This is a genomic window from Streptomyces sp. NPDC001020, assembly GCF_053599115.1.
On the sequence record NZ_JBSFLQ010000035.1, the window covers coordinates 64,028 to 89,327 of the forward strand.

Sequence of the window (25,300 nt, forward strand, 5' to 3'; positions counted from 1 at the left end):
CGGTTGGTTCGACGGAGAGGCTGATTGCCGTCTTGTCATGGTCTGTTTGCAGCGCTAACTTTTGCCCCTCCTGACGCACGCCGAGGGGGTCTCCATGGCCGTACGCGGTCGGCACCGCCGGTACCAGCCGACAAGGATCAACCGCGCCTCGCTCACCGTCACGGCGGGCAGCGCCGGCGTGGCGATCCCGCTCATCGGCGCCGGAGTCGCGCAGGCGGCCGACGTGGACACCTGGAACAAGGTCGCCGCCTGCGAGTCGAGCCACAACTGGAGCATCAACACGGGCAACGGCTACTACGGGGGACTGCAGTTCACACAGTCCACCTGGGAGGCCTACGGCGGAACGGCGTACGCCCACCGTGCGGATCTGGCCACCAAGGACCAGCAGATCGCCGTGGCCGAGAAGGTCCTCAAGGGGCAGGGCCCCGGCGCCTGGCCCGCCTGTTCGGTCCGCGCGGGCCTCACCCATTCCCACACCCGTCCCGGCTCGGGCGAAGGGACCCCCACCGCGGACGTTTCCGGCACCCGAGGCCTGTCCACGCAGGCCGCCAAGCGCTCCGTACGTGACGTGAAACCGCAGATCACGCCGCAGTCCCAGGCGGGCACCGCCGAGACGTACACGGTCGTGCGCGGTGACACGCTCTCCGGCATCGCCGACGGCCACCACGTCCGGGGCGGTTGGCACCAGCTGTACGCCGCCAACCGCGCGACGATCGGTGCGGACCCGGACATGATCCTGCCGGGCCAGCGGCTGGACCTGCACACCAAGGTGACGAGACACGCGGAGCCGTCGACGTCCACGCCGACCCACAAGTCGTCCACGAAGAAGAGGACTTCCGGCCACGCCACCACCACCCACTCCCTGGCCGCTCCGGTGAACGCCGGGCTGGGCACGCCGTACCGCGCCGCGGGTTCCGCCTGGTCGAAGGGCTACCACACCGGCGTCGACTTCCCCGTGCCCACCGGCACCTCGGTGAAGGCGGTGGCGGCCGGGCATGTGATCAGTGCCGGCTGGGGCGGCTCCTTCGGCTACCAGGTGGTCATCCGGCACGCCGATGGCCGTTACACGCAGTACGCCCATCTGTCGGCGATCTCCGTGAAGGACGGGCAGAGCGTGGTGTCCGGCCAGCGCATCGGCCGTTCCGGCTCCACGGGCAACAGCACGGGCCCACACCTGCACTTCGAAGTGCGCACCGGGCCCGAGTTCGGCAGTGACATCGATCCGATCGCCTATCTCCGGGCGGGCGGTGTCGGGGTCTGACGCGTGCGGGCCGGAGCGGCGTCCGCTGGGCAGGCCACGAGGACCGCGGTCCGGTCAGGAGCTGACGCGTGTCCGACGCCGGTCCGGCGAGGACGCCGGCGCGAACATGCCACTGTAGAAGGGGAAGTAGAGGCAGAGCGACTTGTCGTGGTGGGCCGGCTGCCCACCCTCGCCCTCGTACCCGCCCTTTCCGAACGACGCCGCTACCAGCACGTCCTCCTCCGCCGGGGCCGTCGGCCGGACGGGTACCGACGCCAGGAGTTCCCCGACGGGCTCCGCCGCGGTGATGGTTTCCGTGATGGGCTCCGTGACGGCCCCGGTGGAAGCCACCGCACGCTGTTCGCCGCTGATCCGCTCCGTGGTCAGCAGGATCAGTCCGCCCGCGGCGATGACTCCGCAGCCCAGCGCGAGCGCGGTGCCGGTGGTGCCGCCGCGGAAGGTCTCCCCGAACATGACGATGCCCACCACGGCCGCCACCACCGGATTCACGACCGTCAGCGTGGCCAGCGGCGCCGCGAGTCCCGCGCCGCGGTAGGAAGCCTGCGACAGCAGCATGCCCGCCGTCGCGAAGACGCCTATCACCGCCAGGCTCGGCAGATCGTCGCCGGAGACCCCGCTCGTCCAGTCCATTGCGACCGTCTTCGTGAACACCGACGACATGCCGAACACAGCACCGGACGCGACCGCCAGCAGCACACTGCGCACCGCCGGATGACGGTGCGCCGCACGGGCCGCGACCATCAGGGCCACGACGCTACCGACGGTGACCAGCGCCACCGTCACACGCTGGGCGTTGCTCAGTGACCGAGCGTCGGACGCGACGACCAGGGAGAGCAGACCCGCCAGACCGATCGTCGCCATGACGGCGCCCCGCCAGGCGGTCGCGCCGGCCTTGCGGCCCACGAACAGGGCGGCCATCGGCAGCGCGAACACGATGGTGAGTGCGCCCAGCGGCTGAACCAGGCTCAACGGACCGTAGGCGAGCGCCACGACGTGCAGCAGCGCGCCGAGACCGTTCAACGTGACGGCGGCCCACCAGCCCGGCCGGCGCAGCGGAGCAAAAGGCTGGCCCGGCGAGGACGCGGCCACCCGTTCCTGCACGATCGCTCCGCCCGCGTAGGCGACGGCGGAGACGAGCGACAGGAGCACGGACAACGCGAGGGCGCTCATGAGCGGCTCCCCTGCAGGAGGCCGGAGCGGCGGGCCCAGCACGGCGGGCGGTCGGATGTCATAGCCAACACGATGCCGTGTGCCGCGGTTCCCGTCGTCGTACCTGAGCACCCATTGGGTCATACTGCCGATGGAGTACTGCTGTACGACCATCATCTCCAAGGCTGGTGACGGTGGGCGCCACGGTCTGTTGCCGGTGGCTGTGCCTCACAACTCCGCCACGTCCGAGCCCTGTCCGAGCCGCCCGCTCCCTATTGCCCCCCAGGTCGTAAGCCGGACGCGGCGCGCCCGCGGGCCGTGTACCAGGCCTGATCCGCGACGCGTGGCCGGGTAACTCCCCCGGTTCCCCGCAAAACTGACATTCCGCCAGCACCATGTGGGCAACGACGTCGATCTTCCGGAGGTCTTCCGAGATGAGATGGACCCGGCGCCTGCGCCTCGCCGCCGCGGGCACGGTGGCCGCCACGGCGCTGTTCCCGCTGCCGGCGACCCACGCCGAGCCGAGCGGCGGCAGTCTCACCGACCTGGTCAACCCCTTCATCGGCTCCCAGAACGAAGGCAACACCTTTCCGGGCACCGCCGCGCCCTTCGGCATGGTGCAGTTCTCACCGGACACCGGACACCGGACCGGTTACGACTACGGCCGGCACACGATCCGCGGCTTCTCCCTGGTCCATCTCTCCGGTGTCGGCTGCCCGATCGGTGGCGACCTGCCCGTGCTGCCCACGACGGGTGACGTCACCGAGACCGACTACGCCAAGTACGCGGCGAAGTTCAGCCACGCACACGAACAGGCGAGCCCCGGCTTCTACCGGGTCCGCCTCGACACCGGCATCGAGGCCGAACTGACCGCCACCGAGCGGGCCGGCGTGCAGCGCTACACGTTCCCGGCCACCGACAAGGCGAACGTGCTGCTCAACACCGGCCAGTCACTGCACAAGAACGTCTCGTCCAAGGTCGAGATCCTCGACGACCGCACCGTTCGCACGGAGATCACGGGCAGTGGCTTCTGCCGCTCCACCCGGCCCTACACGGTGTACACGGTCACCCGTTTCGACCGGCCTTTCACCGCGCACGGGACGTGGTACCAGGACTCGATCACCCCGGGTGCGAGAAAGTCGTCCGGCCCCGGGCGCAACGGTGCGTACGTCACGTTCGACACGACGAAAGACCGTACGGTCGAGGCGACCACCGCGCTGTCCTACGTCGACGCGCGCGGCGCCGCCGTCAACCTCGCCGCCACGAAGGGGCGTTCGTTCTCCGGGGTTCGGGAGGCCGCTCGCCGCGCCTGGGAGGACCGTCTGGCCGACGTGAAGGTCCAAGGCGGCAGCGACACCCTGCGCACCACCTTCTACTCGTCCCTGTACCGGTCCTTCCTCGCGCCGAACATCGGCAGTGACGCCGACGGCCGCTACAAGGGCTGGGACCAGAAGATCCACCGGGCGCGGGGGTTCACGTACTACCAGAACTGGTCGCTGTGGGACACCTACCGCACCCAGTGCCAGCTCCTGTCCCTGCTCGCACCGCACGAGTCGCGCGACATGGCGATCTCCCTGCTCAAGGTCGACGAGCAGGGTGGCTGGCTGCCCAAGTGGGGCTACGGTCCGGTGGAGACGAACATCATGAGCGGCGACCCGGTCACCCCGTTCCTCACCAACGCCTACCAGCAGGGGCTGCTCAAGGGGTACGAGGAGCGCGCCTACCGCGCGCTCAGGAGGAACGCAGACGGCGTGCCGCCCGCCGACACCATGTACACCGGCCGGGAGTCCAACCGCGAGTACATCGCGCACGGCTTCGCCCCCTACGTCAAGGGCCGCCCGTATGCCAAGCCCGGCGACTCCGACTATCACCACGGCGGGTCGGTGACGCTGGAGTACGCGCTGTCGGACGCGATGCTCGCGCAGATGGCCCGAAGCCTGGGCCATCGGGCGGACGCGGCACGCTATGCCGCCCGGTCGCGGAACTACCGCAACGTTCTCGACCCCTCGACCGGCTTCGTCCGCGCCCGGGACACCTCCGGCGCCTTCGCTGGGCCGGCCGACCCGGCCAGGAGCGTGGGCTTCCACGAGGGCACGGCCTGGCAGTACCAGTGGCTGGTGCCGCAGGACCTGCGCGGCATGATCCGCCTGATCGGCGGTGAGAAGGCTGCCAGTGACCGTCTCGACGCCTTCTTCGCCTACGACCGACTCCTCAAGGAACCGGCGAAGACCGCGCGCGAAGTGTGGGTGAACGGCGCGTACGCCTACTACAACGCGGACAAGTACAACCCGCAGAACGAGCCCGACCTGATCGCGCCGTACGCGTACCTGTGGACCGGTCGGCCGTGGAAGACGACCGACGTGGTGCATGCGGCGCTGACCCTCTTCACGGACGGGCCCACCGGTATGACGGGCAACGACGACCTCGGCACGATGTCCGCCTGGAACGTGCTGTCGTCCATCGGTATCTTCCCGGTACAGCCCGGCTACCCCACCTGGGGCCTGACCACGCCGGTCTTCGACCGGGTCGATCTGGCCCTTGACCGGGCGTACTACCCGCGCGGCCGGCTGACCATCACGGCGCCGGGCAGGTCGGACGGCGACCGGTACATCCAGGGGGTGCGCGTCGACGGCTCTGCCTACGAGCGGACGTACGTCACGACCGAAGCGCTGCGCCGTCTGGGTGTGCTGGAGTTCACGGTCGGCGCGCGGCCGTCCGGGTGGGGTACGGCGCCGGATGCCGCGCCACCTGCACTGAAGTGACCTCGTGTGCCTCATGAGTCCCGCCTCTTTCGGAGAGGCGGGATTCAATCTGCCGTTAACTGTACGTAGCCTGATCGTACTTGACCGTAATTGGCTGTCGGAGGTTGACTTCTTGCTTCCCACCCCGTCGACGCGAGGCAAGCCCTTGACTTCTGACCTGCTCGCGCCACTCGACCTCGCATTCTGGAACATCGAGTCCGCCCGTCACCCGATGCACCTCGGTGCCCTCGGCGTCTTCCCCTGCCACTCACCGACCGCGGGCGCCCACGCCGCCGATCTGCTGGCGGTCCGGGCCGCGGCCGTGCCGGGACTGCGCATGCGGATCCGCGACGTCTGGCTTCCGGACGTACGCCTCCCGCGCGATCTCGCCGACGTACGGCTCCCGCTCGCCCTCGGCGGCGCGGCCCGGGAACCCGTCCCCGACTTCGACCCGCTCGACCACGTACGGCTGCACGCCCCCACCGCCGACTTCCACGCCGCCGCCGGCCGGCTCCTGGAGCGTCCGCTGGAGCGTGGACGGCCACCGTGGGAGGCGCACGTCCTGCCGGGGGAGTCGGGCACCTCGTTCGCCGTCCTCTTCAAGTTCCACCACGCGCTCGCCGACGGACTGCGTGCCCTGACGCTCGCGGCCGCCGTCATGGACCCGATGGACATGCCGGAGCCCCGCCCGCGTCCCCCCGAACCCGCGCGTGGCCTCCTCCCGGACGTCCGCAAACTCCCCGGGCTGCTCCGCGGCACCCTCGCGGACGTGGGCCGGGCCCTGGACATCGGTGCCTCCGTCGCCCTGTCCACGCTCGGTATGCGCTCCTCGTCCGCCTTCACCTCCGAGCCCAGCGGCACCCGCCGCACCGCCGGCGTCGTCATCGACCTCGACGAGGTGCACCGGGTGCGCAAGTCGGCGGGCGGCACCGTCAACGACGTCCTCATCGCGGTCGTCGCGGGCGCCCTGCGCCGCTGGCTGAACGAACGCGGCGACGGCAGCGCGGGGGTCGCGCCCCGCGCCCTGATCCCCGTCTCCAAGCGCCGACCCCGCACCGCCCATCCACAGGGCAACCGGCTCTCCGGCTATCTGATACGGCTCCCGGTCGACGACCCTGACCCGCTGACGCGGCTGCGGACGGTGCGCACGGCCATGGATCGCAACAAGGACGCGGGGCCCAACCGGGGCGCGGGCGCCGTCGCGCTGCTGGCCGACCACGTGCCCGCGCTGGGGCACCGGCTGGGCGGGCCACTGGTCAGCCAGGCCGCCCGGCTCTGGTTCGACATCCTGGTCACCAGTGTGCCGCTACCCAGTCTCGGCCTGCGTCTCGGCGGCAATCCGCTCACCGAGATCTATCCGCTCGCCCCGCTGGCCCGCGGCCAGTCCCTGGCGGTGGCGATCTCGACGTACCGCGGCCGCGTCCACTACGGGTTGGTCGCCGACGGTCGGGCGGTGCCGGACCTCGGTCGGCTGGCGCGCGCGGTGTCGGAGGAGGTGGAGACGCTGCTGGTGGCCTGCCGCACATGAACGGCTGTGCCGCGGGGGCAGGTGGCGGCGGCCCGGGGCGTGGGACTGAGCTGTCGTCCCCGCCGCGGCCGCCCCGGCATCCGCGCCTCCAGCACCGTTCGCCGGTCACCACCCGCTCCCTTGATCAACTCGGGTTTGGAGACCCGCCCGCCGCTCCGTAAAATTCTCTGTTCGAAAGCGAGCGCGGTCGGAGCGCTGCGCGGGTGAGCGAGGAACGGCAGCGCTATGACGGTGACTGAGGACGGCCTGGTGGGCAGCGGCCCGGCGGCCACGGACGGGGTGTCGTACGGCCCCGGCATCGACCCGGAGCGCCTGGCCGTCTGCCTCGGCGTGCTCGAAGAGCTCGAGGAGCTCGAGGTCGACCACCCCGACGCGATCAAGGTGCGTCGGGCGACCTCGCACATCTACCGCATGGTCAAGCAGCGCCGCCGCTCGGAGCGCCGCGCCGCCAAGACCGCCCACGACAAGGCGGTAACCGAGGCCACGGCGACGGGATCCGCACAGCGCATCGACGACGAGACCGAGGGCATCCTGCCGTCGTCGATCACTGAGGCCGGCCGAGTCGCGGGAATACTCCAGCGCCCGCGCTCCTGCTACGTCTGCAAGAGCCGCTACGTCGAGGTCGACTACTTCTACCACCAGCTCTGCCCGAAGTGCGCCGTCGAGAACCGTGCCCGCCGCGACGCCCGGGCCGACCTCACCGGCAAGCGGGCGCTGCTCACCGGCGGTCGCGCCAAGATCGGCATGTACATCGCGCTGCGCCTGCTGCGCGACGGCGCCCACACCACGATCACCACCCGGTTCCCGAACGACGCGATCCGCCGCTTCAAGGCCCAGCCCGACAGCGACGAGTGGATCCACCGGCTGAAGATCGTCGGCATCGACCTGCGCGACCCCGCCCAGGTGGTGGCGCTGGCCGACTCGGTCGCCGCCGAGGGTCCGCTGGACATCCTGATCAACAACGCGGCGCAGACCGTACGCCGCTCCCCGCAGGCCTACAGCGAACTGGTGGCCGCCGAGTCCGCCCCGCTGCCGGCGGGCGAGCTCCCGTCGGCCGAGGTGATCGGCACGTTCGGCTCCGGGGCCGTGCCGGCGCTCCCGGTCGCCGGGGACGGCGCGCTCACCGCCCAGGACGTCACCGACCTGGCCTTGGTCTCCGGTTCGGCGTCGCTGGAACGCATCGCGGCGGGCACGGCGATCGACGCGGGCGGTCTCGTCCCCGACCTGCACGACAGCAACAGCTGGGTCCAGGCGGTGGAGGACGTCACGCCCATCGAGTTGCTGGAGGTCCAACTGTGCAACTCCACGGCGCCCTTCATCCTGATCAGCCGCCTGCGCGCCGCCATGGCCGCCTCTTCGGCCCGGCGTACGTACATCGTGAACGTCTCCGCGATGGAGGGCGTCTTCAACCGCGGCTACAAGGGTGCCGGCCATCCGCACACCAACATGGCGAAGGCCGCCCTGAACATGCTCACGCGCACCAGTGCGCAGGAGATGTTCGAGAAGGACAGCATCCTGATGACCGCCGTCGACACCGGCTGGATCACCGACGAGCGTCCGCACCCGGACAAGGTGCGCCTCGCTGAGGAGGGCTTCCACGCCCCGCTCGACCTCGTGGACGGCGCGGCCCGGGTATACGATCCGATTGTGCGCGGCGAGCAGGGCGAGGACCTGTACGGCGTCTTCCTGAAGGACTACGCGCCCGGGAAGTGGTAAGCCCGGAAGTGGCCCCGCAGGCGGCGAGGCGACGCTCCTGAATGTGTCGCCCGGCGCCGGCCGGGAACTCGGTCCCTGGTGAGTACCACCGCGGGAGGAGTTCCCATGGCCGAACCACACGAGATCGATCCACGTGCCGCCGAGGACCCTCGCAACGTCTATCCAAGCGACGAGCAGTTCTACGAGGCGGACCGTCCGCCGGGCCACGCACTGCCGGAGGACCGGCCACGCGGCGGCGAGCCCAGGGCCCAGTTGAAACACCGCGGGACCTGGGCCACTGTCGCGCTGGTCGTCTGCATCATCGTGGTGGTCCTTGCCGGCATCGCGCTGTTCCCCTGAGGGGTCACAGCAGGTGACAGGGCGCGTGTGAACGCAGCCCGTCGGGGTGTACGCCCCGGAGAGTGAGTTCTCCGGGGCGTACGCCGTCCCCGACGCGATTCCGCCGTCGCCCGGCAGGTCGGCGCCGCCGTCCCCGGTCCACCCTGAGGCCCGGACCGGTACGTGTCTCAGGTCCGGACGTGACGCCTTGGGTGCACGGGGCCATGGCCGGCCGGCAGGAGACCAGGCTGCCCACCGGGAAAACCCGGTGACCGCAGCCCCGTCCGACACCACAATGAAATGCCACGGCGCCGGTGGAACCCATCGCTCGCGGTGCCCACCGAGAAGCTGCACGGCCTGCGCCTGCCCAAGGAGTCGCACGTCAGCACGGCCCCCGACCGCACCCTGCACGAGGCCGCGAAGTGGTGCAGGCTCGCCCTCGGCGGCAACCCGACCGCCATGGAACCCATGTGGCTCCCGGCCGAGTTGTACGAGGTACGGACACCGCTCGGTGACGAGCTGATCGGTATCCGTGCGTCCTTCCTGTGTGCCAAGCGTGTCCGCGACGCCTGTCTCGGCTATGCGACCCAGCAGTTCAGGCGTCTTGAAGCCCGTGGCGACAGTTCGTTCTCCGCGGACACCCGCAAGCGTTCCGCCAAGCACGCCCTTCCCCGGTGCCCAACCGGCCGCAGACTGCGCGTCGATCCGTACACGCGTGACGCCGGCTCGGTGAACAGTTCGATGGTTGAGCCGAACGGGTGGTTTCAAATAGGGCGATTGCCATCAAAGTGGTTAAGAATAAGGCTGAATGGGGGCGGGAGGTGCGCGACGGTTACCCGGTTGTTCCAGCCCCATCGAGCGGGCTCCCGCTCATTTGGTTAATCTGGTCTGTGGCGGACAACTTTTGGGGTCCCACCCACACCCACGGTCCGTCCCGGGACATGCCGGTCACCACGGCCTGCTCTCGTATGAGTTGCCGACGCCACCGCGTCCGACCTGTTTTCGACTCAGACCCGAGCGGACGTTAGAGGCACAGTGGCGGACTGGGCTACGTCCCGAGGGTTACCCGACACATAAGGAGTGCGCGGTGACACCGGAGAAGACCAATCGCAATCAGCGTCCCAAGGAACGTGCGGACGGGGGCCGACGGACGGAGAAGAAGCTCGGCAGTCTGGACGTGTGGGCCAGGTCGGCCCCCATCCGGCTGGCCGGCTACGAGGACGACCTCGCCGAGCCCCATATCCTGCCGAGTGTCGACTGACCTTGCGGGATTCGTTGTGATCGCTGACGGCATGGGCGTGCCAGGCTCACGTCCATGCTGATCAGGGAAGCCGCGGCCGACGACTGGCCGCGGATCTGGCCTTTCTGGCACCGGATCGTCGCCGCCGGCGAAACCTACGCATGGGACCCGGACACCACCGAGGAAGCGGCTCGCGCGCTGTGGATGGCGCCGGCCAAACGCGTGTACGTCGCCGAGGACGACACCGGAGCGGTTGTCGGCTCGGCCTACGTCACACCGAGCACACCGAACTACGGGGGCCACCGCCGCGGGCATCGCCAACGCCGGCTTCATGGTCGACCCGGGCTGTGCGGGCCGCGGCGTCGGACGAGCTCTGGCCGAGTACGTCCTGGCCGCGGCGAAATCCCTCGGCTACCGCGGCATGGTCTTCAACGCGGTCGTGGAGACCAACCCCGCGGTGAGGCTGTGGACGTCTCTGGGCTTCACCATCCTGGGCACGGTTCCGGACGCGTACGACCACCCCCGGTTCGGGAGGGTCGGGCTGCATGTCATGCACCGGGCGCTGTGAGGCCGGCCTGGTAGGCGGTGGTGAATCACCGGCTGGGGTGGCCGACGGGAGTTGAGTGCGAAGGTCGAACTTTCTTGCCCTTGTTGGCGGTTGCCATCATGCGCGGTCTGGTGCGCCTCCCGGATCTCCGCGTCGTTGTCGTTGCTTGGTCGCGGTCTCCTCGACGGCCGGCGACGCCGGGAGCCGCGGATCTTCCCAGCGGACCACCCGGCGGTCTATAGTCCAAAACTAGCAGCGCTAATTAACTCTGAGGCAGGTCAGGAGTACCTCGTGCGTTCCGTCCACTTCGCCGCGGCCCGTCGTACCCCCATCGGCAAACTGCGCGGCGCACTGTCCTGCGTACGGCCCGACGACCTGGCCGCCACCGTCATCCGAGGCCTGGTAGCCGATGTGCCCATCCTCGACCCGGCCCGCATCGACGACGTCTACTGGGGCGCCGCCAACCAGGCCGGCGAGGACAACCGCAACGTCGCCCGTATGGCCGCCCTCCTCGCCGGCCTGCCGGACTCCGTGCCGGGCGCCACCGTCAACCGGCTCTGCGCCTCCGGCCTGGAGGCGGTGACCATGGCAGCCCGCGCGATCGCCGCGGGCGAGGCCGACATCGTGCTCGCCGGGGGCTCCGAGTCCATGAGCCGCGCCCCCTTCGTCCTGCCCCGCCCCGACGAGGCCCTGCCGCACCGCATGGAGACCGTCGACACCCGCCTCGGCTGGCGCCTGGTCAACCCGGCGATGCGCGACCTGCACGGCCTGCTGTCCATGGGGGAGACCGCGGAGGAGGTCGCCGAGCGGTACGCCGTCTCGCGCGAACGCCAGGACGACTTCGCGCTGCGCAGCCACCAGCGTGCCGCCGCCGCCCGCAAGGACGGCTGCTTCGACGCCGAACTCCTGCCGGTGACCAGGCCGGACGGCATCGTGGTCGAAGCCGACGAGTGCGTACGCGAGGACACGTCGCCCGAGAAGCTCGCCCGTCTCAAGCCGGTGTTCCGCGAGGGCGGCACGGTCACGGCCGGCAATGCCTCACCCATGAACGACGGCGCGGCCGGACTCCTGCTCGTCAGCGAGGAGGCGCTGAACGAACTGGGCCTCGAGTCCCTCGGCCGGTACGTCGCCGGCACCTCGGCCGGCGTCCACCCGGATGTGATGGGCATCGGCCCCGTCCCCGCCACCCAGAAGGCCCTGGCGCGCGCCGGCTGGACCATCGGCGACCTCCAGGAGGCCGAGTTCAACGAGGCGTTCGCCGCCCAGGCCCTGGCCTGTGTCGACCGTCTCGGCATCGACCCGGAGCTGGTCAACCCGACCGGTGGTGCCATCGCCCTCGGCCATCCCCTCGGCTGCTCGGGCGCGCGCATCCTGACGACCCTGCTCCACCGCATGCGCCGCACCGGCGCGGCCCGCGGGCTTGCGACGATGTGCGTGGGCGTCGGGCAGGGCAGCGCGATGCTCGTCGAGCGGCCCTGAAGGTACGTCACCAATCCAGGCATGCACATGCGAGACCTTCGGCCGACCCGCCGCCCTGCCGAAGGCCCGGCAGAACGGTGACTGCCGTCCAACTGCTGCCGAGCTGAACGAGTCCGGCGGCTTACCGGAGCAGCGCGGGCAGGTCCGCGAAGGAGTCGAGGACGTGGTCGGGCTCGCCGCTCGCGGCCCGGTGGACCTCCGGCAGGTACTTGCCGGTCCTGACGAGCACCCCGGCGATGCCGGCGCGCTGCGCCGCGAGTACATCGGACTCGATATCGTCGCCGACCATCAACACCCGGTCGGCGCCGACCCCGAGACGGGCCAGCGCCGTCTCGAAGAACGCGGGCGACGGCTTGCCGGTGACCTCCGCTTCCGTGCGCGCGGCCTTCTCGAGCCCGAGCAGGAACGCACCCGTGTCGAGCTGCAATCCGCGGTCGGTGCGCCAGTACAGATTGCGGTGCATGGCGACCAGCCGGGCACCCTGCTGGAGGTGGCCGAAGGCGCGGTTGAGAGCGGTGTAGTCGAACTCGGGGCCGGCACCGCCGACGATCACGACATCCGGGACGGTGTCGTCTTCGACGACACGGACACCGACGAGGTCCTCCCGGATGTCCCCGCTGTTGAGCAGCCAACACCGCGCCCCCGGACAGCGGTCGGCGAGGTACGCGGCCGTGACGGCGGGCGCGGTGAGGATGTCCTCGGCAGCCACCGGAAAACCGGCCGCCGAGAGGGTCCCGGCGATCGACGCGCGGGTGCGGGACGTCGTGTTGGTGACCAGGACGACGGCGAGACCCCGGTCGCGGATCTCCCACAGTGCCTCGACCGCTCCCGGCAGTGGCCGCCACGAGACGGTGAGGACGCCGTCGATGTCGATGAGCACGGCACGCACTGAGTCCATGGCAGGACGATAACGACGGCGGTGGGGATACGGCGCGTGCCGCGCGCTCGCCCAGGAGGCCCCGCCCCTCAGGACAAGGGCGCCACCACAGTCTTGATCACCCCGTCGGCGACGAACACCGCCGCCCGTACCCTCGACGTCATGATCCCGCATGTCCTGGTCCTCGGCGGCACCGCCGAGGCACGCGAACTCGCCGCCCTGTTGACCTCCCGCACCGGCGTCCGGGTGACCACGTCCCTGGCCGGGCGGGTGTCCCGGCCCAGGGCGCTGGACGGGGACGTACGCGTCGGGGGCTTCGGCGGCGCGGAGGGTATGGTCGCCTGGCTGCGCGAGCACCGCGTGGACGCGGTGCTCGACGCCACGCACCCGTTCGCCGTCGGCATCACGGCGAACGCTGCCCGTGCCGCGGCGATCACCGGAGTTCCCACCGTCGTGCTGCGCAGGCCCGGCTGGAGCGCGGGCTCCGGAGACCGCTGGCACGAGGCGGCGTCGCTCGCTGAAGCGGCGAATCTGCTGCCACCGCTCGGCCGACGCGTCTTCCTCACCACCGGCCGACTGGGGATCGCGGCCTTCGCCCACCTGGCAGACCTCCACTTCGTCGTACGCTCGGTGGAGCTGCCCGAGCCCCCCATGCCGCCGGATACGGAGGTGCTGCTGGCCCGCGGGCCCTTCACGGCCGCAGGAGAGACGGCTTTGCTGCGCGAGCACCGTATCGACGTGCTCGTGACGAAGGACAGCGGTGGAGCGGCGACGGCGGCCAAACTCACGGCCGCGCGGGCTCTCGGCCTCCCGGTGGTCGTCGTACGCCGCCCGCCCCTGCCCGCGGGCGTGACCACGGTGCCGGACGTGGCCGGCGCGCTGGCCAGGTTGGGACTCGGCCCCGGATGACGAACGCGTGCCCTGCGCGGTGATCGTCGCAGGGGCGCGAACGCACCGGTGGGCCGTGCCCACGAGCGGGGACCGGCCGCCCGGGCGGCCGTACCGCCGCTACTCGGCCGCTTGGCCGCGGCCCTGCGGATGCCTGCGCAGCAGATACGTGTCCATGATCCAGCCCTTGCGCTCCCGGGCCTCCGCGCGCAGCCGCTCGATGCGCTCGGCGGTCTCGGCCAGGGGGCCGGAGACGAGTATCTCGTCCGGCGTGCCTATGTAGGCGCCCCAATAGATGTCGATGTCCTGGTCCGCATACCGCCGGAAGGCCTGGTGAGCGTCCAGCATCACCACCACGTCGTCCACCCCCTCCGGGAAGCCCTCGGCGAGACGGCGGCCTGTGGTGATCTGCACGGGCCGGGCCACCCGGTTGAGCCCCGTGCGGTGCTTCGCGACGAGCGCCGAGACGCTGCTGATACCCGGCACGACGTCGTACGAGAACGTCACCGCGCCCCGGTCCAGGACCTCCTCCAGGATGCCGAGTGTGCTGTCGTACAGCGCGGGGTCGCCCCACACCAGGAACGCACCGGTGTCCTCCTCGCCCAGCTCCTCGGCGATCAGCCGCTCGTAGATACCGGCGCGCGCCGAGCGCCAGTCACCGACGGCGGGGGAGTAGGCCGCGCCGCCCGCGGCCCGGTCGCGCTCCGGGTCACGTGCCTCGACCAGGCGGTAAGCCCCCTCCGGCCGGTGTGCGTCGAGAAGGTCACGGCGCAGCCGGGTGAGATCCGACTTCACCTCGCCCTTGTCGAGGACGAAGAACACGTCCGTGCTCTTCAGCGCCTTGACCGCCTGCAGGGTCAGCTGGTCGGGGTCGCCCGCCCCGATGCCGATGACATGAATTTTCCGCACGACTCAGAGTCTGCCGTACGCCACTGACAGCCCACGCACGCCCCTTGCCTCGCCCCGACCTACGGCTGCTCCTCGCGCAGCCTGGGCGACCAGGCAAGCGGGTCCACGCCGGCCGTGTTCCGTTCCACGACCGCGGCCAGCTCCCTCGCCCAGACGGCGATACCGGACACCTCCAGGCCGTAGGGCCGACGCCGTCCCGTCTCGGCTGCCCACCCCTCGACCGCCCCGGCTCCGCGGCGCAGGAGCCGGGCGCCGCCTGTCACGTTGCCCCGGGCCGCGTGCGTGAGGCCGACCGCGAGCTGGGCAAGACCTCGCCACAGCGCACGTTCCTCGTCGGGACCCGACTTCCAGGCGTCCTCGAAGACCTCGTGCGCGTGGAACGGCTTCCCTGCGTCCAACAGGGCCTGGGCCTCGGCGACGGTGTCCTCCGGGGCGCGTACGACGCCCTCGGGCTGGCGCGCGACGCCCCGCGCTCCGTAGGGCAACGGCCGACCCAGGCCGTCCCGCGGCCGCGCGTTGCGGGCCCGCCCTGCCGCGTCCCGGTCACGCTCCCGGTCCGCTCGATCTTCCGATGCGTCGTTCATAACCCGATTGTCGCGCGCCACCTGCCCTCCCGCGGGGCAGTCCCCGGCGTGGGGTAAAGTTCTGTTCGCGCGATCACGTGGGTCACCGCGGGAGCGCATCGGGACGTGGCGCAGCTTGGTAGCGCACTTGACTGGGGGTCAAGGGGTCGCAGGTTCAAATCCTGTCGTCCCGACAGTGATGTCGGAAATTTCCGCAGGTCAGGGGCTCTCTTTGGAGAGCCCCTGATGCGTTTGTGGGATCGGGGTGGGAGCCCTCTTCCGCTCCTTGTGCTCCCATCGCTCCCAGCCGTGGTTGGCTGCGTCAATTGATATTCACCGGCCGTCGCCCGATCCGGTCGAGATGGCTGCGCTCCCACGGCGGCGGGCCTGCTGCTCCCGGCTTTTGCTGGTCAAGGGGTCGGCTTGCTCCCAGCTCCTCAAAGGAGGTCGTGTGAACGGGCGGCCTCTTGTCCGATTTTCCCAGCTGTATGGAGCGGCGCCCGCTCGACCACCCACCGGTAGACACCCAGCCCGCTGCCGTGCTCGGTGCCGCGCCGTGCGATGAGGGACACAACGCCGCGGGCGCTCCAGCCCCGACGTCCCGAACCTGTTTGACCTGCAACCGAGTTCGCCGATTCGTTGAACTCCGCTGACGTTTCACCCGTGCGTCGGACCCGTCCGACGCATCCCATGCGGCCCGGGGTCGGTCAGTGCCGTGGCGGCCACAGGCCGTCGATGAGGACGGTAAGTACCTGATCGGCTTCGTCGGGGGCGTGCTCACGGGTCCAGGCCGCCGCGGCGATCAGTGCGAACAGTTCCGCGGCCGAGGTGTCGTCCCGTACCTCGCCGGCCCGCTGGGCCCGCTCCAGAAGCTGCTTACCGGACGACTGCATGGACGTACAGGCGTTGTTCAGCTCGGAGGTCTCGTCCTTGAGGCTGTCCATCAGCGTGGTGACGAGACCCCGGTAGGTGGTGGCATGCGCCACCGCCGCTCGTACCCAGGTCGCGAGGGCCTCTCCGGCCGGCTCCGTGGTCAGCAACTCCCCTGCGGTCTCGTTGAGTTCCGAGATGCTGTCTTGGAGTATCGCCTCCAGTAGGGCTTCCCGGGTAGGGAAGTGGCGGTAGAGCGTCGCGTTGCCCAGGCCCGCCTGCTTGGCGATGTCGTCGAGCGAGGTGTGGATGCCGTGCTGGTCGAAGGCCTTCCTGGCTTCGGCCAGGAGTCGCTCGTAGTTGCGGCGGGCGTCTGCGCGCATCGGGCTGTCATCTCCTTGGCCGTGCCTGGAGCCGCGTCAAAAACGGGGTAGGGCCCCGATTCTAACCCGGCTCTTGGTCGATCTCCTTCAGCTTCGGGCGGTCGCCCCGCAGCGCCGGGACCAGGATCGGCGGCTCCGTGTTCAGGCTCTGCGCGGCGAGCGCCACGAGGACACTGTCCAGGCCGAGTTCCACGAGCAGTCGGACGCGGAGCTTCCGGACTACTCCGAGCCTTGTTCCGCGCTACTGCCCGTCGGGACGGAGCGCATGATCAGGGTGAGCAGGATGGTGAGGGCGGTGAAGCCGGCGCCCCAGGCGAAGGCCGTGGTGACGCCCTCGGTGAGGATGAAGTCCGCGGTCCCCTTGGCGTCGAGTCCGGCGGGCACCTCGTCGGCCGCGCCACGGCTGGCGGCGCCGAAGACGGTGACCATGATGGCGAGGCCCAGTGCGCCGCCGATCTGCTGCATCACGTTCAGCAGACCGGACGCGGCGCCCGTCTCCTCCGCCGCGACGCCGGACATCAGGATGGTGGTGACGCCCACGAGCAGGGTGCCCATGCCGAGGCCGGCGACGAGCATGGGCCCGAGCAGCGTGGAGAGGTACTCGGCCTCGGGGGTGATCTGGGTGAACCAGATCAGGCCGATGCTGATGGCGCCGGCGCCGACCGCGGTCAGCACCCGCGGGCCGGCCTTGGGCAGCACCTTGGCGGCGGCGCTGGAGGCGCCGAGGATGAGCACGGCCAGTGGGACGAAGGCCAGGCCTGCCTGGATCGGGGTGAAGCCGCGGACCTCCTGGAGGAACTGGGTGAGGAAGAAGAACATCGCGTTGCCTGCCGCCATGACGAACAGCAGCGAGAGGTAACCGGTCGCGCGGTTGCGGTCCGCGAACAGTCGCAGCGGGGTGATCGGCTGCTTGGCGTGGGTCTCGATGAAGACGAACAGCACGAGCAGGACGACGGCGAGGGCGAAGGAGACCAATGTCAGCGCGTCGCCCCAGCCGCTCTCGGCGGCCCGGATGAAGCCGTAGACCAGGGCGGTCATACCGGCGGTCGAAGTGAGCGCGCCGCCGACGTCGAAGTGGGCGGGCTTGCGCTCGGTCTCGTGGATGAACATCGGGGCGGCGATCAGCAACGCGATGCCGATCGGCACGTTGATGAAGAGCACCCAGCGCCAGGACAGCCAGTCCGTCAGCAGGCCGCCGCCGATCAGGCCGATGGCCGCGCCGGAGCCGGACACCGCCGCGTACAGACCCAGGGCGCGGGCTCGGGCCTTCTCGTCGGTGAAGTGCGTCGCGATCAGAGCGAGCACGGTGGGCGCTGCGAAGGCGGCGCCGATGCCCTGCAGGGCGCGGGCGGAGAGCAGCATCGCAGGCGAGTTGGACAGGCCGCCGAGCAGCGAGGCGGCGGTGAAGACCGTGACGCCGATGAGCATGCCACGACGGTGACCGAGGACGTCTCCAGTGCGGCCGCCGAGCAGGAGCAGACCGCCGAAGGTCAGCAGGTAGGAGCTGAGGACCCAGGAGAGTCCGGTCGGGGTGAAGTCGAGCGCGACCTTGAGGTCGGGGAGGGCGATGTTCACCACGTTCACGTCGAGGATGATCATCGTCTGGAGGGCGAGCACGATGACGAGCACCATGCCGTTGCCGTTGCCGCGGCCCACCGCGTCGGCAAGGGCGGGAGCGCGCTGGCCCGCGGAGCTCGTGACGGTCTGTTCGCTCATGATTCGGCATCTCCTCGGAAGGTAAACGGGGATAGTCCACGGTTCTTTCGTTGAAAATACAGGGACTGTCCCCGTTTAGCAATCGGCAACGTTCCCATGCCGGTTGACGCCCAGTTCCCGATTGAGAAAGGCGGTGTCGGGGTCGGGGCTTGTGTGGGGCCTCGCAGGGGTGATGCATGCGGCCGCGTGGTGGCCGCGACTGGCTGGACCAGGGCGTGTTTCGAAAGTCCCGCCTGCCCCGCGGTGTCTGGCACGGCACCTCGCCCCAGACGCCGCGGGGCCCGCCCTTCGGGCGGACGACGGGACTTTCGAAACACGCCCTAGCCGAGGGTGAGCACCGCCTTGCCGTGGAGCCCGCGGGCGAGCAGTGCGTCGATCGCCTCCGCCGCAGCGTCCCAGCTGCCGCGCCAGGTGATGCCCGGATCGAGGTCACCGGCGGCGACGCGCTGGGCCAACCAGGTCAGCTCGCGGTCCAGGCCGGTGCAGGCGAGCAGGAAGAACGTCACTATCGAGCGGTTGTGCCTGCCCTGGTCGCCGAAGAACGCTCCGAACGGGAAGTCCTCCCCGCTCTCGGTGCCGTGTCCGACCGAGACGAGGGTGCCGCCTTCGTTCAGCGTCTGGTACGCCTCGACGAGCAGCGGACCGCCGACCATGTCGACCACGCCGTCCATCGGCCGGGTGGCCTCCTTCGGCGTGCTGATCACCTCGTGGGCGCCCAGCCCGCGCAGCAGTTCGCCGTTGGTGTCAGGGTCGCTGGTGACGGCCACGACGTGGGCGCCCGCCGCGCGGGCGAGTTGCACGGCGTATCGGCCGACGCCTCCGGTGGCTCCCGTTACGAGGACGTCGCGTCCCAGGAGCGGACCGATGCGGTGCAGGGCGCGCAGGGCGCTCGTGGCGGCGACCGGGATCGTCGACAGCGCGGCCGGGTCGGCTCCCTCGGGTGCGACACCGATCAACGCGGTGTCGACCGCACGCAGTTCGGCCCAGGCACCATCGGGCATGAGGGTCACGACCGGCGTGCCGACGGCCGGTCCGGAGCCGTCGGCGGCCGCCCGTTCCACGACGCCGGCGGCGTCCCAGCCCAGGACCGCACCCTCGGGCGCTCCCTTCAGGCCGAAGACGACCTCTCCGTAGTTGAGCGAGGTCGCGGTCACCCGGATCAGGGCCTGATGAGGCGCGGGAACTGGGTCGGGGACGGTGCTGAGGCGCAGGCCGGCGGGAGCCGAACGGTCGATGAGCAGTGCGCGCATGGAAATCCTCCCAGGAAAAAAATGCCACTGAGTGGCGTTAGCCTACAGGTGGCATTTGCCGCTCGGCTACACTGGAGGTAATGACGTCCAAGACATCCGCTGCCGACCCGCCTGCAGTCGCCCATCTGCCCCTGCGTGAGCGCAAGAAGCTACGCACCCGGCAGGCGCTGATCGACACCGCGCTGGAACTGTTCAGCGAGCGTGGCTTCGACGCGGTGACGTTGGACGAGCTCTGCGATGCGGTCGAGGCCTCCAAGCGGACGTTTTTCCGCAACTTCAGCAGCAAGGAAGACGTCGCACTGGCGCCGACCCAGGACCTGTGGGCGGTCTTTCTCGACGTGCTGGAGGACTGCCCGGCAGACGGGCGTACGCTCATCGCGCTGTTCGAGGACACTCTCGTCGCGGCCATCGGTCGGATGGATGCCGACGGATGGGCCGAACGTGCCTTGGTGAGCCGTCGATTGGCGGCTCGGACGCCGTCCATGGAGGCGCATGGGCTGGCGTTCTGCGACCGCACCAGCCGCGCCGCTCTCGCCGTTGTCGAGCAACGGTTCGGCCTCCCCAGGGCCGGCGACGTACGCGCCCATCTGGCACTCGACATGCTGGTCGCGGCGTTCCACCGAGCGCTCGACGGCTGGGTGACCCAGCCCGCTGGGCACACCCGGGCAGACCTCGCCCGCCGGCTCCGCGCGACCTGCGCGGAGCTGCCCGGTGCACTGATGGTGAAAGCCGAGGGGCGCGCGTAGGACCTAGGGTCTGTTGGGAAAGCGCTGGTCACAGCCACCCGTTGAGGACTGCGACCAGCACTGTCGCCTCGTAGCGAATGGCAAGCTTGATGCCCTATGGCTTGCCGAGCAGCGGCAGCTCGCCGAAGTCGGGGTGGATGCCTTCGCCTGGGGCGTGTTGACCAAGCGGCATCCCGCCCTTATCAAGAGGGTGCGCGATGCCTTCCCGTACGGGACCGAGCAGCACCGAGCGCTCGACGCCCTGCTCGAGGAGAGTCTGATGGACGTGATCGAACCCCTTGGCCCTGATGCCCCCGATCGGGAACAGTGGGAGGCATGGGACCGGGGCTCGTCGGCCGGTCCTGGTTCGGCGTGCCGTTCCTGGGGGCGGAGAGCTATTTCTACCGCAAACTTCTCGGAGCAGTCGGGTACTTCGAAGCAGGCCCGTGGCAGGCCATCGACCCGTTCAGGCCCTTCAAACAGGCCGAGCTATGCACTGATGAGGCCGAAGCCGAGCTGACGGCCCCGGACCGGCTGGCTCTGCGATCCGTCGACGAGCAGGCTCGGGCAATTCTCCATGGCTCCTTGTGGGGCAACCGTGCGGACCCCACCGCGGACTTGGCATCCGGGTCCGTGTCCCCGGGGAGTGGGGCAGTCATGTCAGCGAAGCCGTCCGTGACCAGCAAGATCAAGGGGCAGGGCCGCAAAGGCGTCCTGACGGCCCAACAGCGTGAGACATGGATCTCCTCCGGTGGGACGGTGGCGTACGGGAAGTGAGCGGGGCCGGGAGCGAGGGTCAGACTGTCGGGCGGGCAGTCCCTCGTACCGCCAGCGCGACGCACACCACCGCCAGTGGCAGTTCCGCGCCGAGCGCCATCGCTATCGCCGAGACCTGATCCGCGCCCGGTGCCGCGGTCATCGTGTCGAACCAGGCGTCGACCACCAGCAGCGTCGCGGTGGCGGTGGCCGTCAGGGTGTGCAGGTGGTGGCCGCGTGCAGCCAGCAGCCCCGTGGCGATCAGCCCCAGCGCCTCCAAGGCGTCCAGGCCGATCCAGGCGGTGCACCAGTTCGAGGCGATGGTGGTTCCCGGCAGGCCGTTGGCCAGCACGACCAGCCACGGCAGCAGGGTCAGCCCGCAGCCGATCAGTACGTGTTCCAGGCGGTACCGGCGGCGGATTCGACGGCCGGCCGCACCGCGGGTCCTGTCCTCAGGTCGGCAGATGCTCAGCGTGCTCATCGGATCGGTCTCCTCGCGTTCCCGGCGCTCCTTCACGGCCTCCAGCCTCGTCCGCCGGACGCTCACGGTCAGTAACGCGAATGTCCGTTGTGGGGGTGGCACTAGCTACACCCCGAGGCGGATGCTCTTGCCATGGCCCGCCCCCGGCCCGGACACCTACCGTTTCCCCATGCACACAACCGCCCGCCTGCGGCGCCTACTTCTGTTCCCGTTCCAGGGAGCCGGACGACTGGTCTCGTTCCTCGTCACGGGCGTCCTCGTCCAGCTCGGCGTCCTCTTCGTCGTGTCCCTGCTGTTTCTGCTCTTCCTCCCGGTCCTCGACCCGGCGGGCCAACTGCCCGTCGCGGTGTTCGTCCTATTCACGGCCATCGTGCTCGCCGGGCCGCTGCTGACCGAGGTGCAGCGCGGCCGCTTCCGCACCCGGCTCGACGTGGCCATCCCCTCGCCTTACGCGGGACAGCGGCCCCGGCTGCCGGAGTGGCTGCGATCCCGGGCGGGGCACCGGCAGCTCAGGTACCACCTGCTGGACGGGCCGCTGCTCGCTCTCGCGGGGTTCTTCACCCTCCTGGCATCGGTCGTGGCCGTCACCGCCACCTCGATCTACCTGTGGATCTGGCTGGTGCCGCTGGACTGGCGCGTCGACCATCCCGGCTACTACACCTGGGCGGCGTACGTCACCGCGGCCGGGCTCGCCCTGCTCCACATCGCGCGGTTGTCGGCCGACGCCCTCTCCCGGCTCGACACCCGCACCGCCACCGTCCTGCTCGGGCCCAGCCGCGAGGAGCAGTTGGCGCGCAGGGTCGAGGACCTGGCCGAGAGCCGGGCCGGCCTGGTGGACGCGGTCGATGCCGAACGGCGGCGTATAGAACGGGACTTGCACGACGGTGCCCAGCAGCGGCTGGTCTCCCTTGCGGTCAACCTCGGCCTGGCCAAGGCCACGCTCGGGGACCTGCCCGAGGAGGCCCGCCAGGTGATCGGCGAGGCGCACCGGGAGGCGAAGGAGGCGATAGAGGAGCTGAGCGGCCTGGTGCGCGGGCTGCACCCGGCCGTGCTGGAGGACCGCGGCCTGGACGCCGCACTGTCCGGCATCGCCGCCCGGGCCCCCCTCCCGGTACGGGTGAAGGTGGACCTGCCGTCGCGGCCGTCGCCCACGACCGAGGCGGTCGCCTACTTCGTCGTCTCCGAAGCACTGACGAACGTGGTGAAGCACGCGGAGGCGTCCAGTGCCGAGGTCACCGTGGAGCGCTTCGGGAAGACGCTGCTGGTCGTCATCAGCGATGACGGGGTGGGCGGCGCGGAACCCACCGGTGGTACCGGGCTGGCGGGGCTGGCCAAGCGGGTCGCCTCGGTCGATGGCACGCTGTCGGTCGACAGCCCCGTCGGGGGGCCGACCGTCATCACCGTGGAGCTGCCGTGCGTGCCGTGATCGCCGAGGATTCCGTACTGCTCAGGGTCGGGGTGGTCAAGGTCCTGGAGATGGCCGGGTTCGAGGTGGTCGCCGAAGTCGGCGATGGCGAGGCGCTGTTGGCGGCGGTGGAGGAACACCGGCCGGACATCGCTGTGGTGGACGTCCGCATGCCCCCCGGTTTCACCGACGAGGGAGTGCGCGCCGCGCTGGTCATCAGGCAACAGTGGCCAAAGACCGCGGTGTTGCTGCTCTCGCAGTATGTGGAGGAGCGGTACGCGGCCGATCTGCTGTCCGCCAACACCTCCAGCATCGGCTACCTGCTCAAGCAACGCGTCGCGGACGTGGAGGAGTTCGCCGACGCGCTGCGCCGGGTCGCGGCCGGCGGAACGGCGCTGGACCCGCAGGTCGTCTCGCAGCTTCTGGTGCGCCGCCACAGCGACCCGCTGGACCGGCTCACCCCGCGGGAACGCGAGGTCCTGGAGCTGATGGCGGGCGGCCGGTCCAACGCCGGGATAGCGGGGCAACTTGTGGTCAGCGAGAGCGCGGTGGCCAAGCACATCAACAACATTTTCGCCAAGCTCGACCTGCCGAAGGCGGACGCCGACCACCGCCGGGTGCTCGCCGTACTGAGCTTCCTCGGCGTGGCCTGATCCCGGCCGACCCTGCGGACCGCATCCCCTCCCACTTGGGCCTTCCGGCCTTTCTCCGGCATGACATCCGGGCGTCCGAGGTGGTGCCGGCGCGTCCCGGGACTCCGTGCCCAATATCGCCAACTTCCTGGTGCCGGTGATGACCGCCCGCTGCCACCTCGACAACGAGGGCCAGCAGCCCGCCGCGCTGACCGTTTCGCGGTGGCTTCGGCCACCGCCCATCCCACACCCTTCGCAGGCATCCCTTGGAATTGATCCTTGCGACCCCTTGACCCCCAGCAATGCGGTCGAGCTTGGTTTGAAGACTTGTACCGCCGTAGCGCACCGTCATTGCCGACTGGGGTTCAAATCCTGTCGTCCCGACTCGAAAGAGTCGCAGGTCAGGGGTCGTTTCGGAGATATCCGAAACGACCCACTGATCGTTTTTGGGGATCAGTTGGGGACGAGTGCGCTTGATTGATCTGTAGCGCTCCTTGACCGGGTCAAGGTGCGTCATACGTGATCTGTGAACGCGCCCGCGCTTAGTTCCGCAGCCTGTTGACGCGTGTGTCTTCTCGTCCTCGTACGTGTCCTCCACTACGAGGTACTTGCGATGGTCGGGAGCGTGGAACTTCGTCCCCTTCGGGACGCCGAGGAGGTCACGCCGCCCTAGGAGCAGACGGTGCCGGCCGCCGGGACCTTTCCGTCCAGCAGATAGCGGTTCACCGTGTCCTGCACGCACTTGTTCTTGCTGTAGTACGCACCGTGTCCCTGACCCTTGTACGTCAGCTCGACACCGACCCCTTCGCCGAGCGCTTTCACCATCCTCCTCGCGCCTTCGTACGGGGTGGCCGGGTCACCGGTGTTGCCGATCACGAGGATGCGCCCGGCAGCGGGCGCGTGCACGTCCGGGTGGTAGGCGGCTCCCGTCACGGGCCAGTTGGTGCAGCTGATCAGGCCCCAGGCCAGGAGGTCGCCGAACAGCGGGGAGGCGGCCCGGAACTGCGGCAGCTTCGCCTTCACGTCGGCGACGGTGTACCGCGGCTTGTCGTCCGCGCAGTTGATGGCGACTTCCGCGGCGAAGACGTTGCTGTACTGGCCGCTCGCGTTGCGCTCGTTCACCGTGTCCGACAGCAGCATCAGTAACCTGCCGTCGCCTGTGTACGCCCGTTGCAGAGCCTTGGTGAGGTCGGGCCAGGAGTCCCTGGAGTACAGGGCCTCCAGGACGCCGTTGAGCGCGGCGGTCCGGGTCAGTCGGCGGGGCAAGATGCCGGGAATGGGCTTGCGGTCGAGGTCGTTCAGCAGTTTGGCGATCCGGTTCTCGACGTTCTTCGGGGTGCTGCCGACCGGGCAGCCCGCGCTCTTCGCGGTGCAGTCCCGGGCAAAGTTGTCGAACGCCAGTTGGAAACCTCTGGCTTGTGCGAGCGCGGCCTGTTTCGGTGTCAGTGTCGGGTCGACAACCGCGTCGAACACGGCCCGTCCGACGTTCTTCGGGAACAAGTGCGCGTAGACGCCGCCGAGTTCGGTGCCGTAGGAGATGCCGAAGTAGTACAGCTTCCGGTCGCCGAGCAGTTGCCGCATCAGGTCCATGTCGCGGGCCGTGTCGGTGGTGCGCAGGTAGGGCAGCAACCTGCCGGAGTTCTGCTGGCAGGCTTTGTTGAACTGTTTGGTGCTGTTCAGGAACGTCTGCTGTGCGGCCGCTGTCCTGGGCATCGCGTCCTGCTGGAAGAACACGTCGAGCTGCTGATCGGTCTTGCACTTCACGCCCGCACTGCGGCCGACCCCGCGCGGGTCGAAGCTCACCAGGTCGTAGCGGGTGCGCAGGGTCGCGTAGTCCGGTGCGAAGGCGGGCAGCGCGGTGACGCC

The 25,300-nt window shown here is 70.0% G+C and carries 21 protein-coding genes, 1 tRNA gene and 4 pseudogenes; 15 read left to right on the forward strand and 11 right to left on the reverse strand.

Annotated elements, in window-relative coordinates; genetic code table 11:
- The first annotated feature begins 94 nt into the window (after positions 1-94).
- The gene (locus ACWDEX_RS28185) at positions 95-1,261 is read left to right on the forward strand and encodes a transglycosylase family protein (RefSeq protein ID WP_450467027.1); all 1,167 of its coding nucleotides are present in this window, start codon (positions 95-97) and stop codon (positions 1,259-1,261) included.
- A 54-nt stretch (positions 1,262-1,315) separates the two neighbouring features.
- On the opposite strand, the gene ACWDEX_RS28190 is transcribed toward ACWDEX_RS28185, so the two are convergent.
- Positions 1,316-2,431 (reverse strand): DMT family transporter, encoded by a 1,116-nt coding sequence (locus ACWDEX_RS28190; protein WP_450467028.1) that lies wholly within the window; start codon positions 2,429-2,431, stop codon positions 1,316-1,318.
- 413 nt (positions 2,432-2,844) lie between these two features.
- On the opposite strand from ACWDEX_RS28190, the gene ACWDEX_RS28195 reads away from it, so the two are divergent.
- The 8 genes and pseudogenes from ACWDEX_RS28195 to ACWDEX_RS28230 all read left to right on the forward strand — a co-directional run bounded on the left by ACWDEX_RS28195 (position 2,845) and on the right by ACWDEX_RS28230 (position 11,979).
- Positions 2,845-5,172 carry a GH92 family glycosyl hydrolase gene (locus ACWDEX_RS28195; protein WP_450467029.1) on the forward strand — a complete coding sequence of 776 codons (2,328 nt, stop codon included), beginning with the start codon at positions 2,845-2,847 and terminating at the stop codon, positions 5,170-5,172.
- A gap of 145 nt (positions 5,173-5,317) precedes the next feature.
- A complete protein-coding gene (locus ACWDEX_RS28200) occupies positions 5,318-6,679 on the forward strand; it encodes a wax ester/triacylglycerol synthase family O-acyltransferase (protein ID WP_450467030.1) in 1,362 nt (453 codons plus the stop codon).
- A gap of 225 nt (positions 6,680-6,904) precedes the next feature.
- On the forward strand, positions 6,905-8,395 hold the full coding sequence (locus ACWDEX_RS28205; protein ID WP_450467032.1) for an SDR family NAD(P)-dependent oxidoreductase: 1,491 nt from the start codon (positions 6,905-6,907) through the stop codon (positions 8,393-8,395).
- Between the two features lie 105 nt (positions 8,396-8,500).
- On the forward strand, positions 8,501-8,734 hold the full coding sequence (locus ACWDEX_RS28210; RefSeq protein WP_450467033.1) for a hypothetical protein: 234 nt from the start codon (positions 8,501-8,503) through the stop codon (positions 8,732-8,734).
- Between the two features lie 309 nt (positions 8,735-9,043).
- Positions 9,044-9,379, forward strand: a pseudogene (locus ACWDEX_RS28215) (nucleotidyltransferase); the annotation flags it as partial.
- Positions 9,380-9,800: 421 nt separating this feature from the next.
- Entirely contained in the window at positions 9,801-9,974 is a 174-nt protein-coding gene (locus ACWDEX_RS28220; RefSeq protein WP_450467034.1) for a hypothetical protein, read from the forward strand.
- A gap of 54 nt (positions 9,975-10,028) precedes the next feature.
- A pseudogene (locus ACWDEX_RS28225) lies at positions 10,029-10,521 on the forward strand (N-acetyltransferase family protein).
- A gap of 270 nt (positions 10,522-10,791) precedes the next feature.
- Positions 10,792-11,979, forward strand: coding sequence for a thiolase family protein (locus ACWDEX_RS28230; RefSeq protein ID WP_450467035.1), 1,188 nt, complete (start codon positions 10,792-10,794; stop codon positions 11,977-11,979).
- A gap of 121 nt (positions 11,980-12,100) precedes the next feature.
- Here ACWDEX_RS28230 and ACWDEX_RS28235 read toward each other — a convergent pair whose 3' ends face one another.
- Positions 12,101-12,877: an HAD-IIA family hydrolase gene (locus ACWDEX_RS28235; RefSeq protein ID WP_450467036.1), complete on the reverse strand. Its 777-nt coding sequence runs from the start codon at positions 12,875-12,877 to the stop codon at positions 12,101-12,103.
- Positions 12,878-13,018: 141 nt separating this feature from the next.
- On the opposite strand from ACWDEX_RS28235, the gene ACWDEX_RS28240 reads away from it, so the two are divergent.
- The gene (locus ACWDEX_RS28240; RefSeq protein ID WP_450467037.1) at positions 13,019-13,765 is read left to right on the forward strand and encodes a cobalt-precorrin-6A reductase; all 747 of its coding nucleotides are present in this window, start codon (positions 13,019-13,021) and stop codon (positions 13,763-13,765) included.
- Positions 13,766-13,864: 99 nt separating this feature from the next.
- Here ACWDEX_RS28240 and cobF read toward each other — a convergent pair whose 3' ends face one another.
- Both cobF and ACWDEX_RS28250 read right to left on the reverse strand, forming a co-directional pair.
- Entirely contained in the window at positions 13,865-14,653 is a 789-nt protein-coding gene (gene cobF / locus ACWDEX_RS28245; protein WP_450467038.1) for a precorrin-6A synthase (deacetylating), read from the reverse strand.
- Positions 14,654-14,712: 59 nt separating this feature from the next.
- On the reverse strand, positions 14,713-15,237 hold the full coding sequence (locus ACWDEX_RS28250) for a DUF309 domain-containing protein (RefSeq protein ID WP_450467040.1): 525 nt from the start codon (positions 15,235-15,237) through the stop codon (positions 14,713-14,715).
- Positions 15,238-15,336: 99 nt separating this feature from the next.
- On the opposite strand from ACWDEX_RS28250, the gene ACWDEX_RS28255 reads away from it, so the two are divergent.
- A tRNA-Pro gene (locus tag ACWDEX_RS28255) sits at positions 15,337-15,410 on the forward strand.
- A 306-nt stretch (positions 15,411-15,716) separates the two neighbouring features.
- On the opposite strand, the pseudogene ACWDEX_RS28260 reads toward ACWDEX_RS28255, so the two are convergent.
- The 5 genes and pseudogenes from ACWDEX_RS28260 to ACWDEX_RS28280 form a co-directional block, all read right to left on the reverse strand.
- Positions 15,717-15,815: pseudogene (locus tag ACWDEX_RS28260) on the reverse strand (IS5/IS1182 family transposase); the annotation flags it as partial.
- Positions 15,816-15,923: 108 nt separating this feature from the next.
- The gene (locus ACWDEX_RS28265) at positions 15,924-16,469 is read right to left on the reverse strand and encodes a TetR/AcrR family transcriptional regulator (RefSeq protein WP_450467041.1); all 546 of its coding nucleotides are present in this window, start codon (positions 16,467-16,469) and stop codon (positions 15,924-15,926) included.
- A 61-nt stretch (positions 16,470-16,530) separates the two neighbouring features.
- Positions 16,531-16,662, reverse strand: a complete 132-nt coding sequence (locus ACWDEX_RS28270; protein WP_450467042.1) for a hypothetical protein — start codon at positions 16,660-16,662, stop codon at positions 16,531-16,533.
- Positions 16,663-16,688: 26 nt separating this feature from the next.
- Positions 16,689-18,185 carry an MFS transporter gene (locus ACWDEX_RS28275; RefSeq protein ID WP_450467043.1) on the reverse strand — a complete coding sequence of 499 codons (1,497 nt, stop codon included), beginning with the start codon at positions 18,183-18,185 and terminating at the stop codon, positions 16,689-16,691.
- A 320-nt stretch (positions 18,186-18,505) separates the two neighbouring features.
- Positions 18,506-19,435: a zinc-binding dehydrogenase gene (locus tag ACWDEX_RS28280; RefSeq protein WP_450467045.1), complete on the reverse strand. Its 930-nt coding sequence runs from the start codon at positions 19,433-19,435 to the stop codon at positions 18,506-18,508.
- Positions 19,436-19,515: 80 nt separating this feature from the next.
- Here ACWDEX_RS28280 and ACWDEX_RS28285 point away from each other — a divergent pair, with 80 nt between their 5' ends.
- On the forward strand, positions 19,516-20,181 hold the full coding sequence (locus tag ACWDEX_RS28285; RefSeq protein ID WP_450467046.1) for a TetR/AcrR family transcriptional regulator: 666 nt from the start codon (positions 19,516-19,518) through the stop codon (positions 20,179-20,181).
- A 133-nt stretch (positions 20,182-20,314) separates the two neighbouring features.
- Positions 20,315-20,805, forward strand: a pseudogene (locus tag ACWDEX_RS28290) (ARMT1-like domain-containing protein); the annotation flags it as partial.
- Between the two features lie 151 nt (positions 20,806-20,956).
- On the opposite strand, the gene ACWDEX_RS28295 reads toward ACWDEX_RS28290, so the two are convergent.
- Positions 20,957-21,397, reverse strand: a complete 441-nt coding sequence (locus ACWDEX_RS28295; RefSeq protein ID WP_450467048.1) for a hypothetical protein — start codon at positions 21,395-21,397, stop codon at positions 20,957-20,959.
- A 169-nt stretch (positions 21,398-21,566) separates the two neighbouring features.
- On the opposite strand from ACWDEX_RS28295, the gene ACWDEX_RS28300 reads away from it, so the two are divergent.
- Both ACWDEX_RS28300 and ACWDEX_RS28305 read left to right on the forward strand, forming a co-directional pair.
- Positions 21,567-22,823: a histidine kinase gene (locus ACWDEX_RS28300; RefSeq protein WP_450467049.1), complete on the forward strand. Its 1,257-nt coding sequence runs from the start codon at positions 21,567-21,569 to the stop codon at positions 22,821-22,823.
- Positions 22,811-23,455 carry a response regulator gene (locus tag ACWDEX_RS28305; RefSeq protein ID WP_450467050.1) on the forward strand — a complete coding sequence of 215 codons (645 nt, stop codon included), beginning with the start codon at positions 22,811-22,813 and terminating at the stop codon, positions 23,453-23,455. The genes ACWDEX_RS28300 and ACWDEX_RS28305 overlap by 13 nt, the downstream gene beginning before the upstream one ends.
- A 648-nt stretch (positions 23,456-24,103) precedes the next feature.
- Here the strand turns inward: ACWDEX_RS28305 and ACWDEX_RS28310 are convergent.
- The coding region (locus ACWDEX_RS28310; RefSeq protein ID WP_450467051.1) for an alpha/beta hydrolase at positions 24,104-25,300 on the reverse strand (1,197 nt) is incomplete at its 5' end.